This is a genomic window from Pseudomonas sp. GW823-FHT03E05 (assembly GCF_058796855.1).
The window spans coordinates 1,426,805-1,442,034 of record NZ_JBXAJB010000001.1 but is presented as its reverse complement, the minus strand read 5'-3'; the positions used below and the strand labels follow the sequence as shown (position 1 = coordinate 1,442,034).

The following is a 15,230-nucleotide window of genomic DNA, read 5'->3' as shown; positions in this document are numbered from 1 at the left end:
GGGTGGTGCATTTTGCGGTTTTTTTCGCTGGCCGCCGCTGGCTTTTGTTTCAAGGTGATACCAAGGCCGGCCAGCGGTTGTGGCCTTCAGAACCACAGGCGCAGGCCCAGGACCAGGCGCGGGTCGTTGTCCAGCTCGGCCTCGTCCCGGGCGTAGTCGGCGCTGCGGCCGTAGCTGCGGTTCCAGGTCACCCCTATATAGGGAGCGAACTCGCGGCGGATCTCGTAGCGCAGGCGCAGGCCGATCTCGCTGTCCGCCAGGCCTGCGCCCAGGCCCCGTTGCCGGTCATTGCGGCTATAGAGGTTGACCTCGGCGGAGGGCTGGAGGATCAGGCGCTGGGTCAGCAGCAGGTCGTAGTCACCCTTGAGGCGCAAGGCGGCCTGGCCGTCCTCGCCGAGGTAGGCGGTGACCTGGCTTTCAAAGTTGTACAGGGCCATGCCTTGCAGCCCCAGGGCGGCCCAGGTCTGCGGCGTGCCGGGCTTGAAGTCCTGGCGCAGGCCGCCCACCAGGTCCCACCAGGGGCCAATGGCATGGCCCCACAGGGCTTGCAGCTCGGCGTGCTCGGTGACGCCCCGGGTGCGTTCGCCTTCACTGCGCAGCCAGAGCCGGTCGCGGTCGCCACCGACCCAGCCCTCGACCTCCCAGGCGACGCTGCCGCCCGGGTCGGCGTCCTGCCATTCCAACTGGTCCACCAGCAGGAAAGTGTTCAGCGACGGGCCGTGGATGTGGCCGCTGGGGCCCTGGTAGACCGCCGCCCGATCGGCATCGGTCAGCACCGGGATCGGTGTGCGGCTTCGTGTGGGGGCTGGCGCCTGCATGCTGGGCATCTGCGAGTGGTCCATGGCACCCATGGCGTGGCCGGGCATGGTGGAGGGGGCCACGCCGGGTGTCGATTGGCCCTGTGTCGGCGCCTGCATGCCGGGCATCTGCGAGTGGTCCATGGCGCCCATGGCTGTCCCAGGCACGCTGGAATGGCCCATGCCCGGCATCGATTCGCCCTGTGCCGGTGCCCAGGGCCAGGCCAGCAGGAGCAGGGCCAGGCCAACGCCGGGCTGCCGGGTGAAGCGGAGGTAATCAAGCTTCATGGTGGCGTTCCTCCTCGACCCGGACTTCGCGGAACATGCCGCTTTCCATGTGGTACAGCAGGTGGCAGTGATAGGCCCAGCGCCCCAGGGCATCGGCGGTGACCCGGTAGCTGCGGCGGGTGCCCGGTGGCATGTCGATGGTGTGCTTGCGCACCTGGAAGCGGCCGTGTTCGTCCTCCAGGTCGCTCCACAGCCCGTGGAGGTGGATGGGGTGGGCCATCATGCTGTCGTTCACCAGTTCGATGCGCAGCCGCTCGCCATACCGAAGGCGCAGGGGTTCGGCTTCGGCAAAGGGAATGCCGTCGAAGGACCAGGCGAACTTTTCCATGTGCCCGGTCAGGTGCAGGGTCAGGGTCCGGCTCGGTTCGCGACCGTCGGGGTCGGCGAAGGTGCTTTTCAGGTCGGCGTAGCGCAGCACCCGGCGGCCGTTGTCGCGCAGGCCGATGCCCGGATCGTCCAGGCGCGGCATGGGGTTCACCGCCTGCATGTCCACCAGGGGGTTGTTGGTTTCCGAGGTCGGGTGGCTGATCGCGGTATTCATCGCGCCGTGATCCATGGCGGCCATGGCGCCATGGTCCATGCCCGGCATTGCCCCGTGATCCATGGTACCCATGGCCATGTCCGTCATGCCCAGCAGCGGTCGCGGGTCCATGGCCGGTGCCTCGGCCACGAGCCCGAGGGCGCTGGCCAGGGTGCCCAGGGCATAGCCGCTGCGGTCCATGGCCTGGGCGAACAAGGCGTGGGCTCCGGCACCGGGTTGCACCAGCACGTCGAAGGTTTCGGCCACGGCAATGCGCAGTTCATCCACGGTCACGGGCACCACGTGCTGGCCGTCGGCGGCGACCACGGTCATCTGCACCCCGGGAATGCGCAGGTCGAAATAGCTCATGGCCGAGGCATTGATCACTCGCAGGCGCAGGCGTTCGCCGGGGCGGAACAGCCCGCACCATGGCTGGCCCGGGGCCTGGCCGTTGAGCAGGAAGGTATAGGTGGCGCCGCTGACATCGGCGAGGTCGGTGGGGGTCATGTTCATCTGCGCCCACATGCTGCGTTCGGCCAGCGTGGCCGCCCAGCCGTCGCGGCCGACGTCCTCGATGAAGTCGCCCAGGGTGCGCTTGTGCTGGTTGTAGTAGTCGGACTGTTTCTTCAGGGTGCGCAGGATCTGCCCTGGCTCCTCGTCGCTCCAGTCCGAGAGCAGCACCACGTAGTCGCGTTCGTAGCTGAAGGGCTCCGGTTCCCGGGCGTCGATCACCAGCGGGCCATACACCCCCAGTTGTTCCTGCAGCCCGGAATGGCTGTGGTACCAGTAGGTGCCGTGCTGCTTGACCGGGAAGCTGTAGCGGTAGAGCCCGCCGGGCTCGATGCCCTCGAAGCTCAGGCCGGGCACGCCGTCCATGTCGGCCGGCAGGATGATCCCGTGCCAGTGGATGGAACTGGGCCGGTCCAGGCGGTTGCGCACCCGCACAGTCACCCGGTCGCCTTCGCGCCAGCGCAGCAAGGGCCCGGGCAGGCTGCCGTTGATGGCCATGGCCTTGCGTGGCCGGCCGCTGAAGTTCACCGGCAACTGCTGGATGCACAGGTCGAAGTCGCTGCCGGCCAGGACCTCGGGCTGGCCCGGGCTGCTGATGGCCCAGACCGGGTTGCGCCACAGGCCGAAGCCGGCTAGCACACCACCGGCAGCCAGGGCCTTGACGAAGGTGCGGCGGGAGGGGCTGTGGAACGAGGAGGGGCGCGGCATCGGAGGCTTCCAGTCAGTCAGCGGATTGGAGCGGACTCTAATCGGCGCTGGCTGTCAGGAAACTGAGGTGGGCATTACAGATTTGTCAGTCGTCGGGCTGTTCCAGACGCTGCTTGAGGTTGCCCAGGGCCTGGCTCGAAAGCTGCTCCATGCGTGCTCGCAGGCCACTGAGCTGCAGGTCGGTGGCGTATTCCAGGGTGCGCCGGAACAGTGTGCCGTCGCCCTGTTTGCTCAACAGATAGTGGATCGAACCGTCCAGCGCGGCGGAACTGAACAGGGTCTTGAACTCCTTGGGAAACACCGCCACCAGCACCCGGTAGCTGATGGGCAGTTGCACCCCCAGCAGGTCCATGGTTTCACTGAAGCGGTGGCCGGCGGGCAATGAACCGCACAGGCCGGTATCGGCACGCAGGCTGGAAGGGTGCCACTCCGGCCAGCGGTCCGGCTGCGTCACGTAGTAGTAGACGGTGTCGATGCTGGCCTGGATAAACAGTTCGTGGCTGATCTGTTCATGCAACAAATGTGTTTGGCGCTGACCCATGGGGCACCTCACGTCCTTGTGACCGGAGCCTGAAATATAGCCCCGCCCCGGCGGGCTGCCAGGGGCGGGGGCAGACCGTTCAGCGGACTTTGAAGCGGCTCATCAGGTGGCTGACCTGGGCATTGGCCTGCAACAGGCTCTGGGTGTTGCTTTCCCCGGCCCGGGCGCTGTCCACCAGCTCCTCGACCATGTGTCGGATGCTCACCATGCTGCGGTTGATTTCCTCGGTCACGGCGCTTTGCTGTTCGGCGGCGGTGGCGATCTGGGTGCTCAGGCTGTTGATCTGGCTCACCGAGTCGGCCATTTCGTCGAGCCCGCTGTTGACCCGCGCCGTGGCATCCGCCGCTGACTGGCAACTGGCCTGGGTGTTTTCCATGGCGCTGACCGAGGAACTCACGCCCTGGGTCAGGCGCGCGAGCATTTCGTTGATCTGCGAGGTGCTGTCCTGGGTCCGCGCGGCCAGGGCCCGCACTTCATCGGCGACCACGGCGAAGCCGCGGCCCTGTTCTCCGGCCCGGGCGGCCTCGATCGCGGCGTTCAGGGCCAGCAGGTTGGTCTGCCCGGCGATGGCGCCGATCACCCCGAGGACCTCGGTGATGCGCTGGGCGTCGGCTTGCATGGCCTCGACCTTGTGGGTGGCATCGGCGACTTCGTCGATCAATGCGATGACGCTGCCGGAAGCTTCGCCCACCACCACCCGGGAACGTTCTGCGTGTTCGTTGGCGCGGCGGGTGAAGTCTGCGGTCTGGGCAGCGTTGGCGGCAACGCTGTCGGCGGTGCTGCTCATTTCGGTAATGGCGGTCACCGTCTGATCGGTTTCCGAGGCATGGCGCAACAGGATCTGCTGGCTGTGGGCCGAGCTCTGCTGCAACTGCCCCAGGCTCCCGGCCATGGCCTCGGTGGCCTGGGTGACCTCGCCGATCATCTGTTGCAGGTACTGGATAAAGCGGTTCACCGAGTGGCCGATGGCCCCCAGTTCGTCCTCGGCGCGGATCACGATGCGCCGGGTCAGGTCGGCGTCGCCGGTGGCCAGGGCGTCGATATTGCCCTTGAGGATCTTCATACGCTGCACCAGCTGGCGGATCGCATAGACCTGCAGCAACACCAGCAGGATCACCATGGGGATCTGCAACAGGCTCAGGGTACTCAGCACGTCGTCGCGCTGGGCGGTGATCAGCTGGGTCGGCAGGGCGCTGGCGAGAAACCAGGGCGTGCCTTCGATGGCGCGCATGAAGAAGGTGCTGGGCACCCCGGCATTGTCGAACTCGACGCGCCGTGCCCCCTGGTCAGGTTGCTGCAGGGCGGCCTGGACCTGGGCGGCGAAGGGGGAGCCGGGGCTCAGGTCGCGGATGTTCTTGAGCACGATCGGGCCGTTGATCCGCGAGCTGTTGCTGATGATCTTGCCGTCGGCTTCGACGATCAGCATCTCGGCCTTGAGTGCCTGTTCCTGGCGCGCCACCAGGTCGTTGAAGAAACCCAGGGTCACGTCGATGGTGGCCACGCCCCAGGGCTGGCCGTCGCGGCGGATGGCCATGGCGCAGTTGGTGCGCGGCTCGGCGCTGGCATCGTCCTTGTAGGCCGCAGCCCAGGCGCACTGGCCGGGGGCGGTCTGCATGCCGCCCAGGTACCAGGGCTGCTCGTAGTAGTTGGGCGCCGGGTCGCTGTTCCAGAAGGTGTTGACCACCAGTTTGCCGGAGGCGTCACGGTGCCAGAAGGTGCTGTGTTTGTTGCGCCCCGGGGTGCGCTGGCCGGGCAGGGGCCAGATGCCGCCGCCGAAGACTTTCTGTTCACCGTACTGGTCCACCAGGCCCGGCAGGACCTTGTCGATGCTGTCGCTGTCGAGCAGGGGAATGGTCTGGGTGATGCTGCGTTGCTGGGCCTGGACCTTGTTCAGTTCGCCCTGGATGCGCTGCGCCACTTCGGCGATGCGGTTGAGGGCTACCTGTTCTTCGGTATGACGCAGCTTGGGCGCTACCAGTTGGCTGATGCCCACCACTGTGAGTATCAGCATCAAGACAATGAACAGGACCAGAAACAGCGTGTAGCGGGCTTGAATCGTGCGCAAAGCGGGCATGGGACCTGTCCTTACCGAGCGATTTTTATTATTCGGGAATGCGATGCGTTGTCAGGGCATCCACAGGATGTCGGCGCGGTTTTTCCGCTCTTTAGTACGATCGTCCAAAAAAAGGCATGCCCTGGAAAAAAAACTGCGCCACGGGATGGTGGGGCAGGGCAAAGGCGCCCGGTCAAGGGCAAGGCCAGGCATGAAAAGATGACGCTTTGATGTGCGGGAAAACTTCCCGGGCCTTTTAAACAGGGCCTTTGCGGTAATTGTGTCGAGTTTGTACAAAAATTGTAAACTCAGGAAATAAAGCGTTGTTGGCGCTTGCCACGGCGTTGATACTTGCGCCCATTCAGATGTTTCAACACGGCTTACATCCTTGTTCAGGTGCCTTGTCAGAAGTTTCATGGCGCTGAAAAAGGTGATTGGAAGGCCGGACTACAGGAGTTACAGCATGGCAATCGGATACGTCGGCGGCTGGACCAGCAAGGCGGGGCTGCTGGTTCGCGAGGATGGTGGAACGCGTTCGACCAAACCCGTATCACAGAGCGTCAAGGTCCGGCAGATGCTGGCCCTGGTGGGGAGCGACCCGACAGTACTCAACACCCGCAAGATGGACGAACTCAAGCTGCACAAGCAGATCAAGGGGTTCGATCCTACTAATGTCACCTCCAAATCGCTTGGAAGCATGAGTACCTTCCTCAAGAACAATGGCCTGATCAGTGATGTGACGGCACTGAACTTGATCAATGCCGGCGACCAGTTTGACCGCTTCGGTATTCCCAAGGATCCGGAGCAACCGTTTAATGCCCTGGAGTACTTCGCGATGAAGCTTGAGGATATTCAGAGCAATAACCTCAAGGGCAACAAGTACGCCAACTACCTGATCCCCGAGTACAAGAAAGCCATCTATGTACTTCAGGGGCTACAGAACTATGGCAAGGGCAACGGCACCACGGTGACTGACAAGAACGTCTCCGCCAAGGCCTGATTCCAATGGCGCGCACTGCCTGCCGGTGCGCGCCACAGCTCTGCTTTCAACGCCCCAGCAAGCCCATTACCTCTTCGGCATACCGGGTTCCGGCGGTGGTCTGCGGGCTGAAGATCTGCTCCAGTGACGCCAGTTCCTCGGCGCTCAGCCTCACCTCCAGTGCCGCCACGTTCTCCTCCAGATACCGCCGTTGCTTGGTTCCGGGAATCGGAATCAGGTAATCGCCCTGAGCCAGCACCCAGGCCAGGGCCAATTGCCCGCTGCTCACCCCCTTGTCCGCCGCCAACTGCTGCACCTGTTGCACCAGGCGCAGGTTGTGCTGGAAGTTTTCGCCCTGGAAACGTGGGTTGAAACGCCGGTAGTCGTCGGCGGCGAAGTCTTCCGGGCTTTTCAGGGCCCCGGTGAGAAAACCCCGGCCCAGTGGGCTGTAGGGCACGAAGGCGATGCCCAGGCGCTGGCAGGCGGCGAGGCAGCCGTTGTCTTCCTGATCCCGGCTCCATAGCGAATATTCACTTTGCAGGGCGCTGATAGGATGCACCTTGTGCGCCCGCTCCAGGGTTGCCGCCGAGGCTTCGCTCAGGCCCAGGTAGCGCACCTTGCCGGCCTGGACCAGCTCGGCCATGGCGCCGACGGTTTCCTCGATGGCCACGTCCGGGTCGACCCGGTGCTGGTAGTACAGGTCCAGGGTGTCCACCCCCAGGCGCCGCAGGCTGCCGTCGATGGCGGTGCGGATGTATTCCGGCCGGCCGTCGACCCCGCGGGCCGCCGGGTTGGCCGGGTCGCGGACAATGCCGAACTTGCTGGCCAGGAACACCTGTTCGCGCTTGCCGCGAATGGCCCGGCCGATCAGCTCTTCGTTGCTGTGGGGGCCGTAGATGTCGGCGGTATCGAGCAGGTTGATGCCCAGTTCCAGGGCCCGATGCAAGGTGGCGACGGCTTCCCGGGGATCGTTGCCGGTGGTGTAGAAATCGCTCATGCCCATGCAGCCCAGGCCAATGGCGGAAACCTGCGGGCCGTCCTGGCCCAGTTGTCGAGTGCGCATCGATGAATGCTCCGGTAAGGGGAAAGAGCCTGCAGTGTGCTACTCGACAAAAAACCGATAAACAGGCTAAAAGCGCTATCACTATTATTGAATTCTAAATAATCCGCAGGTTTGCTCCATGGATCGTTTCAACGCCATGCGCGTCTTTACCCGTATCGTCGAGCTGGGCGGCTTTGCCAAGGCTGCCGACAGTCTGCAGATGCCGCCGGCGTCGGTGACCATTCTGATCAAGCAACTGGAGGCCCATCTGGGGGTGCAGTTGTTGCACCGCACCACCCGACAGGTCAGCCCGACCCTGGACGGAGCCGCCTATTACCAGCGTTGCGTACGCTTGCTGGCGGACCTGGAGGAGAGTGAGGCGGCATTCTCCCTGGCTCGGCACAACCCCCGTGGCCTGTTGCGTGTCGATATGCCGGTGGGCATCGGCCGGTTGCTGGTGATGCCGGCGCTGCCGGAGTTTTCCGCGCGCTATCCGCAGATCGAACTGGAGATCGGCCTCAATGACCGCCCGGTGGACCTGATCCGCGAGGGCGTGGACTGTGCGCTGCGCGGCGGCCCAGCCCTGGACGAGAGCCTGGTGGCGCGGCCGCTGGCGCAGTTGCAGCAAGTCACCTGTGCCAGCCCCGGGTACCTGCGCCAGCGGGGGGTTCCCCGTACTCCGCAAGAGCTGCAAGGGCATCAGATGGTGGAGTATTTCTCCAACGTCAGCGGCAAGCGTTATGGTCTGGAATTCTTCTTCGCCGGCCAGTTGCAGCCGGTGCAGTTGCCCAAGCGGGTGGCGGTGAACAGCGCCGATGGCTACCTGGCGGCCTGCGAAGCCGGCTACGGGCTGATCCAGACCCCGTACTACCACGTTGCCCGGCAGTTGCAGGACGCGACCCTGCAGCGGGTGCTGGAGGACTACCCGCTGCCTGCATTGCCGCTGACCGCGCTGTACCCGCCCCAGCGGCACCTGTCGACCCGCCTGCGGGTATTCATCGATTGGCTGGTGGAGCTGTTCGCCCGCCCGGGCAATCACATTTCTTGCCCCTGAATGGTCGGGCGCCAGACAGCAAAACGCCCGCGACAAGGCGGGCGCTGGTGGCGAGATCGGGCGGCTCATGGGGCCGATGGGCTGTCCGGATGACTCAGCGGTGATAGTAGCCCGGGCCGCCGTCGTAGTAGCGGTGGTGCCCGCCATCGTGGGGCATGATGATGCAGCCCGACAGGGTCAGCATGGCCAGCAGGGGAATCAGCAGTGTGATTCGACGAAACATGGATCAATCCTCAAAGGGCTCGGGGAACACGGCAGGACGACAAGGAAGAAAAAACTCCTTCGCGCCTGTACCATGTGACCCCGATTTGCCCGGCTCATCCCCGAATCCGGGTATGTGCTTGGCATCGATCTTGATACACGGCAGATACAATTTCAGCTTCAGGACCCGGCAATGACTCAGAAACAACGCTTGATCTACTCGATTCTGATTTCCCTGGTGGTACTGGGAATCATGCTTGGCCTTTCCTACCTGCAGAACAACGGCATCATCAGCGAGAAGCTGTTCCAGTACATCGCCATTGGCGTGGCGGTGGTCGTGGTGGTGATCAACGGCGTGATGCGCCGCAAGGTCAAGCCCTGAGCCCAGGCTCGACGGCCTCAGGAGAGACCGTCGAGCACCGCTGCGGCCTGCTGGTGCAGGCTGTAGCTCTTGTCTGCATTGAGGGTCAGTACACCCTCGCTGCACAGCCGCTTGAGCACCTCCCGCACACTGAGAAAGGACAGGGGAATGTCCAGTTCCAGCAGTTGGCTGTGGATGCCGCGCACCCCCAGGGAGCGGTCGCTCTGGGCCGCAGTGAGCAGGGCGTCGATGACTTTCAGGCGAATCAGGCTGGTACGCAGGCCGAAGCTTTTGAGCAGGTGCTTGATTCGTTCATTACTGTTGCGCTCGGCGTTCTTGCCGAAGACACCGGCGCCGGCATTCAGGGAAGGCGTGCTGTTCACGGTGTTGCCGTCCATTGGCAGTTGCGGGTTGTACATGCAAAAACTCCTTATCAGAGCCTGATCAGGAAAAGAATGATGGATGCTCTAGTAACTAGACGAACGAGCACGGCAAATCATGAAGTCCTGAATGTAGAAAATTTGTCGGTATCAGGTCGCTGACATGTGATGGCGGGGCTTTTGGCCTTTGCGGATTAAATTTTTTTCAAGCATTTCGTCTTTATGGGCAGGCAGGCGTCGGGTGATCCGTGCGCGGCTGGATTCCCAGACTGGCGGCGTTGCCAACCGCTCCTGCACACCAGTCCTGGTTCTGTATTTTTGCATCAGGAGTCGGCGTGATCATTTCCAGGCAGTTACCGAGTTTTTGCCTTGCAGCCCTGTTTCTAAGCTTCAGCGGTGGCGCCCATGCCTTGGCACAGCCCGAGCAGACCCGCGCCGAGATTCGCCGCACCAGTTTTGGTGTGCCGCACATCCGTGCCGACGACGAGCGCGGCCTGGGCTACGGCATCGGCTACGCCTACGCCCAGGACAACCTGTGCCTGATGGCCAATGAGGTGCTGACGGTCAACGCCCAGCGCTCGCAATACTTCGGCGCCGAGGGCCAGACCCTGGAACAGCGCGACAACCTCAGCAGCGACCTGTTCTTCAGCTGGCTCAACACTCCCCAGGCCGTGGCGGCCTTCTGGCAGGCCCAGACCCCGGCGATGCGCGAGCGCATGCAGGGTTACGTCGAGGGCTACAACCGCCAGCTGGCGGAGCGCCAGGCCCAGGGCCTGCCCGAGCAATGCCGGGGTGACTGGGTGCGGCCGCTGGCCACCTCGGACCTGGTGAAACTGACCCGACGCCTGTTGGTGGAAGGCGGTGCCGGGCAATTCGCCGAGGCCCTGGCCGGGGCCACGCCACCTGGAGCCACGGCCCAGGCCGGGCTGCCGGCCGAGCACTGGCAACTGGCGGCGGCACGCCAGCAGCGTTTCGCCCTGGACCGTGGCAGCAACGCGGTGGCCATCGGTAGCGAGCGTTCGTTCAACGGCCGTGGGCTGCTGCTGGCCAACCCGCATTTCCCCTGGGTCGGCGGCATGCGCTTCTACCAGATGCATCTGACCATTCCCGGGCAACTGGATGTGATGGGCGCGGCCTTGCCCGGCCTGCCGCTGATCAATATCGGCTTCAACCAGCACCTGGCCTGGACCCACACCGTGGACGCCTCCAAGCACTTCACCCTGTACCGCTTGCAACTGGACCCCAAGGACCCGACCCGCTACCTGCTGGACGGCCGTTCGCTGCCCCTGGAGCGCCAGACCCTGACCGTGCAGAGCAAGGGCCCGGACGGCCAGTTGCAGCCGCGTACGCGCACGCTCTACAGCTCGGTCTTCGGCCCGATCGTGCAGTGGCCGGGGGAACTGGACTGGGATCATCAATATGCCTACAGCCTGCGCGACGCCAACCTGGACAACAGCCGGGTGCTGGCCCAGTGGTACGCGATGAACCAGGCCAGCAGCGTGGCCGGCCTGCAAGACAGCGTGCACCAGTTGCAGGGCATTCCCTGGGTCAACACCCTGGCGGTGGACGATCGGGGCCGGGCGCTGTACATGAACCAGTCGGTGGTGCCCAACGTCACCCAGGCCAAGCTGGCGCAGTGCAGTGATCCGCGGGCCGGCACCCGGGTCATCGTTCTGGATGGCTCGCGCAGTGCCTGCGCCTGGGATATCGACCCGGCAGCGGCGCAACCGGGGATCTTCGCCGCCAGCCAGTTGCCGCAACTGGCGCGCAACGACTACCTGCAGCATTCCAACGATTCGGCCTGGATGGTCAACCCGGCGGCGCCGCTGCAAGGCTTTTCGCCGGTGATCAGCGAGCAGGACGTGCCGCTGAAGATGCGCGCGCGCTTTGCTCTGGATCGCCTGAGCCGGATGCACAAGGCCCAGGTCAGTGACCTGCAGCACCTGGTCACGGACGATCAGGTGTACCTGGCCGGCCAGGTGATGCCCGATCTGCTGCAGTTCTGTGAGCAGGACCTGGGGGCGGATGCCCAGCGCCTGGGGCCGGTGTGCGCCAGCCTGAAAGCCTGGGACCGCAGCGCGGGGTTGCAGGCCGGCCTGGGCTTCGTGCACTTCCAGGGCATCATGCAGCCGCTGTTGCAGGACCCCAGCGTGTGGCGCGTGGCCTTTGACCCGAAAGATCCCCAGCACACCCCACGGGGCCTGGCCATTGGCCGGCCAGCGGTGGCCCGGGCACTGCGCGAGTCGATGCTGGCTTCGGCGCAGCAGGTCGCCGAGGCCGGGCTGGGGAGTGACGTTCGTTGGGGCGATATCCAGCAGGTCAGCCAGGGCGGCCAGCCGACCCCGGTGCCCGGCGGCCCTGAAAGCCTGGGGGTGTACAACGCCATCCAGAGCGTGCCGGCGGCCGATGGCAAGCGTGAAGTGGTCAGCGGTACCAGCTACCTGAACGTGGTCAGCTTCGACGAGCAGGGGCCGCGCGCCCTGGGGCTGCTGGCGTTCTCCCTGTCCAGCGACCCGGCCTCAGCGCATTTTCGCGACCAGACCGCTGCATTCGCCCGCAACCAGTGGAGCGTGCTGCCCTTTACCGAAGCGCAGATCCGTGCCGATGGCCAGTATCAGTTGCAGGTGATCGAAGAGCCGCGCAAGGGGGCGGTACTGGCGCGCCAGTAACGGTTGAGCGTGAGCATCAAGAGGAGGCCGCCCCGGCAACGGGGCGGCCTTCAGCTTTTTGGCGGGGACTGGGGCAGTGAGTTGATTACCGGGTTGCCATCGCGATTGCGCGTCAGGTAGACCGGCAGCACCTTGGGCAGCGAGGTCAGCAGGCTCTTGATTTCCCGGGTGTTGTAGATGCCGCCGACGCGGATCTTGCCGGTGTTGGCGTCGGCGACCTGCACCGGAGTGTCCAGGTAGCGGTTGATCAGCGGCAGGGCGTCGGTGAGGGCCAGGTTGTCCAGCACCAGCTTGCCTTCGCGCCAGGCCAGGGAGCTGTCGTTGCTGTAGGTCTGGCTGATCTGCGGCTGGTAGTCGCCGGCCTTGTAGCTGGCCTGCATGCCCGGCTCCAGGCGGAAACCTTCGCCGGGCAGGGCGGTGTTGCTGCTCACCAGGACCGAGCCCTGGAGCAGGGTGACCCGCACCTGGTCCTCGTACATCCACACATTGAACTGGGTGCCGGTGACCTTGACCTGGCCATTGGCGGCCTTGACCACGAACGGGTGGCTGGCGTCGTGGCTGACCTTGAAGAAGGCTTCGCCTTTTTTCAGGGTGACCCGGCGCTGGTCCTTGTAGTTGCTGTAGGTCAGGGTGCTGCCCAGGTTCAGTTGCACCTGGCTGCCATCGGCCAGGGTCACGCTGCGCAGGCTGTCGCCGGCTTCGAATCGCTGGTAGGAGGACGGCACCCAACCCAGTTCCCAGCCGCTGTAGGCGGCCAGGGGCAGGGCGCACAGGGCGATGGCCGCGGCCACGCCATACTGCTGCCAGGTGCGCCGGGGAACGAGCTTGACCGGTGCGGGGGCTGGTGCAGCAGTGAGGGTGGAGGGGGGCAGTTGATCGGCCACTTCCCATATTTCCCGCATCGCCTCGTATTCGAAGGCGTGCAGGGGGTCGGCATCATGCCATTGCTGAAAGGCCAGACGCTCCGCGTCGCTGCAGTCGGGTTCATGCAGGCGCATGCACCATTGGGCTGCCGCTTGGGTGATGGCGTCGTATTCGGCTTCTGAGAGGATCTGTTCGCTCATTGACTCTTCCTGATTTCCCGCATTCTACCCTCCGCGGCAAGTCTTGGAGAACAACCGTCATGGCTAATGAGCATCAAAGTGAACTTATTTTCATCTGGCACGCCCTAAAACCAGGCTCTGTATCGAAAGTGAATACACAAGGAGATGGACCATGTTGAAGAAGACGCTTGCCGCATTGCTTGCCACCGCCAGCCTGCTGGGCGCTGGAGCGGCCCTGGCCGACCGTCCGGGGGCCGGTTGGATCACCATTGAAAAAGCCATTGAAACCGCAAAGACCAAAGCCGGCTACGTGGAGATCTACAAGATCGAAGCGGACAACGATGGCTATTGGGAAGGCGAAGGGCGCAAGTCCGATGGCAGTGTCTATGAGTTTCGCATCGACGGCGCCTCGGGCAATGTGCTGCGCGACCAGAAGGACTGAGCCAGGCTGAAACAGCCCCCTGTGCCTTGCCACGGCAGCGCACAGGGGGCTTTTTCTTGCTCCAGGGGGATGGTTGTTCCGGCCATCCTGGCACCTTCCCTGCAAGGCGCCGGCAGTGGTTGACAGGGTTGGAGTGCGGCGTTGTTTAATCGCCAGGTTCACACGCTGTCGCCCCCTCCAATAATTACTCTGGAGCTTCAGATGTCTGCATCGTCCGTGGTTGTTGAAACACCGCCCCAATACCTTTCTTTACCGGCCCTGGTGCAGTTGCTGGAAACGATTTTCCAACGCCACGGCTGCCGTGCCGAAGTGGCCCGCTGCCTGGCCGAGAACTGTGCCGGCGCCGAGCGCGACGGAGCCCACAGCCATGGCGTGTTCCGCATTCCCGGTTATGTCTCGACCCTGGCCAGTGGCTGGGTCGACGGCCAGGCCGTGCCGGTGGTGGAGGATGTGGCGGCGGCCTTTGTCCGGGTCGACGCCGGCAACGGCTTTGCCCAGCCGGCCCTGGCTGCCGCCCGCGAGCTGCTGGTGAGCAAGGCCCGCAGCGCCGGTATCGCCGTGCTGGCTATCCGCAATTCGCACCACTTCGCCGCACTCTGGCCGGATGTCGAACCCTTCGCCGAGGAAGGATTGGTGGCCCTGAGCGTGGTCAACAGCATGACCTGCGTCGTGCCCCACGGCGCCGACAGGCCATTGTTCGGCACCAACCCGATCGCCTTCGCCGCACCCCAGGCCCAGGGCCAGCCGATCGTCTTCGATCTGGCCACCAGCGCCATTGCCCATGGCGACGTGCAGATCGCCGCGCGCAAGGGCGAGCGCCTGCCGCCGGGCATCGGTGTCGACAGCCTGGGCCAGCCGACCCAGGACCCCAGGGCGATTCTTGAAGGTGGCGCCTTGCTGCCGTTTGGCGGGCACAAGGGCTCGGCTCTGTCGATGATGGTGGAGCTGCTGGCGGCAGCCCTGACCGGGGGCAACTTCTCCTTCGAATTCGACTGGTCCGGCCACCCGGGGGCCAAGACGCCCTGGACCGGCCAGTTGCTGATCGTCATCGACCCGAGCAAGGCTGCCGGGCAGAGTTTTGCCGAGCGCAGCCAGGAGCTGGTGCGGCAGATGCATGCGGTGGGGCTCAAGCGCCTGCCGGGGGATCGCCGGCATCAGCAGCGCGAGCGTTCGCAGCACGCGGGCATCGCCATTCCCGCCGAGCAGCTGCAGCAATTGCGGGCGCTGGCCCAGGACTGAAGGCATGAAAAAGGCCAGGCCGCCATTGGCGTACCTGGCCTCAACGTTGCACGGGGGCTTAGGAACGACGGCCCAGCAACAGGCCTACCACCAGGCCGAAACCGGCGGAGATGGCCACGGTCTGCCACGGGTGGCCACCGATGTACTGCTCGGTGGCATCCACCACCGGCTTGCTGCGCTCGCGCACATTGCTGACCGAATCCAGCGCCTGCTTGAGCTTGAGGCTGACTTGCTGGCGCAGGCTCTCACCTTCTTCGCCCACCAGGCTGGCGCTGCCCTTGAGCAGCTTTTCCGATTCTTCGATCAGCGCCTGCAGTTCGCTGAAGGCCTGGTCCTTGATTTGATCGTTTTCCGCTTGCGCGGCAGATTTACGAGCCATGAAGTTTTTTCCTTGGAAATATCG

General features: G+C 64.4%; 14 protein-coding genes and 2 pseudogenes. 6 read left to right on the top strand and 10 right to left on the bottom strand.

The features are described from left to right. Nucleotides 1-86: 86 nt before the first annotated feature. The 5 genes and pseudogenes from AC1RCO_RS06315 to AC1RCO_RS06295 form a co-directional block, all read right to left on the bottom strand. Nucleotides 87-1,085, bottom strand: a complete 999-nt coding sequence (locus AC1RCO_RS06315) for a copper resistance protein B (protein ID WP_065363996.1) — start codon at nucleotides 1,083-1,085, stop codon at nucleotides 87-89. Continuing rightward, entirely contained in the window at nucleotides 1,075-2,823 is a 1,749-nt protein-coding gene (locus AC1RCO_RS06310; protein ID WP_492617523.1) for a copper resistance system multicopper oxidase, read from the bottom strand. The genes AC1RCO_RS06315 and AC1RCO_RS06310 overlap by 11 nt, the downstream gene beginning before the upstream one ends. Nucleotides 2,824-2,908: 85 nt before the next feature. After that, nucleotides 2,909-3,364 (bottom strand): SRPBCC family protein, encoded by a 456-nt coding sequence (locus tag AC1RCO_RS06305; RefSeq protein ID WP_011061183.1) that lies wholly within the window; start codon nucleotides 3,362-3,364, stop codon nucleotides 2,909-2,911. A 79-nt stretch (nucleotides 3,365-3,443) separates the two neighbouring features. Further along, nucleotides 3,444-3,974: pseudogene (locus tag AC1RCO_RS06300) on the bottom strand (methyl-accepting chemotaxis protein); the annotation flags it as partial. A gap of 327 nt (nucleotides 3,975-4,301) precedes the next feature. Then, nucleotides 4,302-5,375: pseudogene (locus tag AC1RCO_RS06295) on the bottom strand (cache domain-containing protein); the annotation flags it as partial. A 505-nt stretch (nucleotides 5,376-5,880) separates the two neighbouring features. Here AC1RCO_RS06295 and AC1RCO_RS06290 point away from each other — a divergent pair. Continuing rightward, complete coding sequence (locus AC1RCO_RS06290; protein WP_065363999.1) at nucleotides 5,881-6,417, top strand: hypothetical protein; 537 nt, start codon at nucleotides 5,881-5,883, stop codon at nucleotides 6,415-6,417. A 46-nt stretch (nucleotides 6,418-6,463) separates the two neighbouring features. Here AC1RCO_RS06290 and AC1RCO_RS06285 read toward each other — a convergent pair whose 3' ends face one another. Beyond that, nucleotides 6,464-7,459: an aldo/keto reductase gene (locus AC1RCO_RS06285; protein WP_065364000.1), complete on the bottom strand. Its 996-nt coding sequence runs from the start codon at nucleotides 7,457-7,459 to the stop codon at nucleotides 6,464-6,466. 118 nt (nucleotides 7,460-7,577) lie between these two features. Here AC1RCO_RS06285 and AC1RCO_RS06280 point away from each other — a divergent pair, with 118 nt between their 5' ends. Continuing rightward, nucleotides 7,578-8,492, top strand: a complete 915-nt coding sequence (locus AC1RCO_RS06280) for a LysR family transcriptional regulator (protein ID WP_065364001.1) — start codon at nucleotides 7,578-7,580, stop codon at nucleotides 8,490-8,492. Between the two features lie 94 nt (nucleotides 8,493-8,586). Here the strand turns inward: AC1RCO_RS06280 and AC1RCO_RS06275 are convergent, their stop codons facing one another. Next, nucleotides 8,587-8,715, bottom strand: a complete 129-nt coding sequence (locus AC1RCO_RS06275) for a hypothetical protein (RefSeq protein ID WP_011061188.1) — start codon at nucleotides 8,713-8,715, stop codon at nucleotides 8,587-8,589. Nucleotides 8,716-8,886: 171 nt separating this feature from the next. On the opposite strand from AC1RCO_RS06275, the gene AC1RCO_RS06270 reads away from it, so the two are divergent. Next, nucleotides 8,887-9,075, top strand: a complete 189-nt coding sequence (locus AC1RCO_RS06270) for a hypothetical protein (RefSeq protein WP_015635538.1) — start codon at nucleotides 8,887-8,889, stop codon at nucleotides 9,073-9,075. 17 nt (nucleotides 9,076-9,092) lie between these two features. On the opposite strand, the gene AC1RCO_RS06265 is transcribed toward AC1RCO_RS06270, so the two are convergent. Then, nucleotides 9,093-9,473, bottom strand: coding sequence for a hypothetical protein (locus AC1RCO_RS06265; protein WP_011061190.1), 381 nt, complete (start codon nucleotides 9,471-9,473; stop codon nucleotides 9,093-9,095). Nucleotides 9,474-9,769: 296 nt separating this feature from the next. Here AC1RCO_RS06265 and pvdQ point away from each other — a divergent pair, with 296 nt between their 5' ends. Continuing rightward, entirely contained in the window at nucleotides 9,770-12,103 is a 2,334-nt protein-coding gene (pvdQ, locus tag AC1RCO_RS06260) for a bifunctional acylase PvdQ (RefSeq protein ID WP_492617522.1), read from the top strand. A 50-nt stretch (nucleotides 12,104-12,153) separates the two neighbouring features. On the opposite strand, the gene AC1RCO_RS06255 is transcribed toward pvdQ, so the two are convergent. Further along, a complete protein-coding gene (locus AC1RCO_RS06255; protein ID WP_011061192.1) occupies nucleotides 12,154-13,167 on the bottom strand; it encodes a FecR family protein in 1,014 nt (337 codons plus the stop codon). Nucleotides 13,168-13,318: 151 nt separating this feature from the next. On the opposite strand from AC1RCO_RS06255, the gene AC1RCO_RS06250 reads away from it, so the two are divergent. Both AC1RCO_RS06250 and AC1RCO_RS06245 read left to right on the top strand, forming a co-directional pair. After that, complete coding sequence (locus AC1RCO_RS06250) at nucleotides 13,319-13,588, top strand: PepSY domain-containing protein (protein WP_011061193.1); 270 nt, start codon at nucleotides 13,319-13,321, stop codon at nucleotides 13,586-13,588. A gap of 201 nt (nucleotides 13,589-13,789) precedes the next feature. Continuing rightward, complete coding sequence (locus tag AC1RCO_RS06245; RefSeq protein WP_011061194.1) at nucleotides 13,790-14,827, top strand: Ldh family oxidoreductase; 1,038 nt, start codon at nucleotides 13,790-13,792, stop codon at nucleotides 14,825-14,827. Between the two features lie 58 nt (nucleotides 14,828-14,885). Here AC1RCO_RS06245 and AC1RCO_RS06240 read toward each other — a convergent pair whose 3' ends face one another. After that, nucleotides 14,886-15,206, bottom strand: coding sequence for an ElaB/YgaM/YqjD family protein (locus AC1RCO_RS06240; RefSeq protein WP_011061195.1), 321 nt, complete (start codon nucleotides 15,204-15,206; stop codon nucleotides 14,886-14,888). Between the last annotated feature and the right edge of the window lie 24 nt (nucleotides 15,207-15,230).

Bases quoted from the DNA above. Each gene is read 5' to 3' on its own strand.
- AC1RCO_RS06250 (WP_011061193.1), top strand. From the start codon at position 13,319: ATGTTGAAGAAGACGCTTGCCGCATTGCTTGCCACCGCCAGCCTGCTG.
- AC1RCO_RS06275 (WP_011061188.1), bottom strand. From the start codon at position 8,715: ATGTTTCGTCGAATCACACTGCTGATTCCCCTGCTGGCCATGCTGACC.
- AC1RCO_RS06310 (WP_492617523.1), bottom strand. From the start codon at position 2,823: ATGCCGCGCCCCTCCTCGTTCCACAGCCCCTCCCGCCGCACCTTCGTC.
- AC1RCO_RS06285 (WP_065364000.1), bottom strand. From the start codon at position 7,459: ATGCGCACTCGACAACTGGGCCAGGACGGCCCGCAGGTTTCCGCCATT.
- AC1RCO_RS06255 (WP_011061192.1), bottom strand. From the start codon at position 13,167: ATGAGCGAACAGATCCTCTCAGAAGCCGAATACGACGCCATCACCCAA.
- AC1RCO_RS06240 (WP_011061195.1), bottom strand. From the start codon at position 15,206: ATGGCTCGTAAATCTGCCGCGCAAGCGGAAAACGATCAAATCAAGGAC.
- AC1RCO_RS06265 (WP_011061190.1), bottom strand. From the start codon at position 9,473: ATGTACAACCCGCAACTGCCAATGGACGGCAACACCGTGAACAGCACG.
- AC1RCO_RS06315 (WP_065363996.1), bottom strand. From the start codon at position 1,085: ATGAAGCTTGATTACCTCCGCTTCACCCGGCAGCCCGGCGTTGGCCTG.
- AC1RCO_RS06305 (WP_011061183.1), bottom strand. From the start codon at position 3,364: ATGGGTCAGCGCCAAACACATTTGTTGCATGAACAGATCAGCCACGAA.
- AC1RCO_RS06270 (WP_015635538.1), top strand. From the start codon at position 8,887: ATGACTCAGAAACAACGCTTGATCTACTCGATTCTGATTTCCCTGGTG.
- AC1RCO_RS06280 (WP_065364001.1), top strand. From the start codon at position 7,578: ATGGATCGTTTCAACGCCATGCGCGTCTTTACCCGTATCGTCGAGCTG.
- AC1RCO_RS06245 (WP_011061194.1), top strand. From the start codon at position 13,790: ATGTCTGCATCGTCCGTGGTTGTTGAAACACCGCCCCAATACCTTTCT.
- AC1RCO_RS06290 (WP_065363999.1), top strand. From the start codon at position 5,881: ATGGCAATCGGATACGTCGGCGGCTGGACCAGCAAGGCGGGGCTGCTG.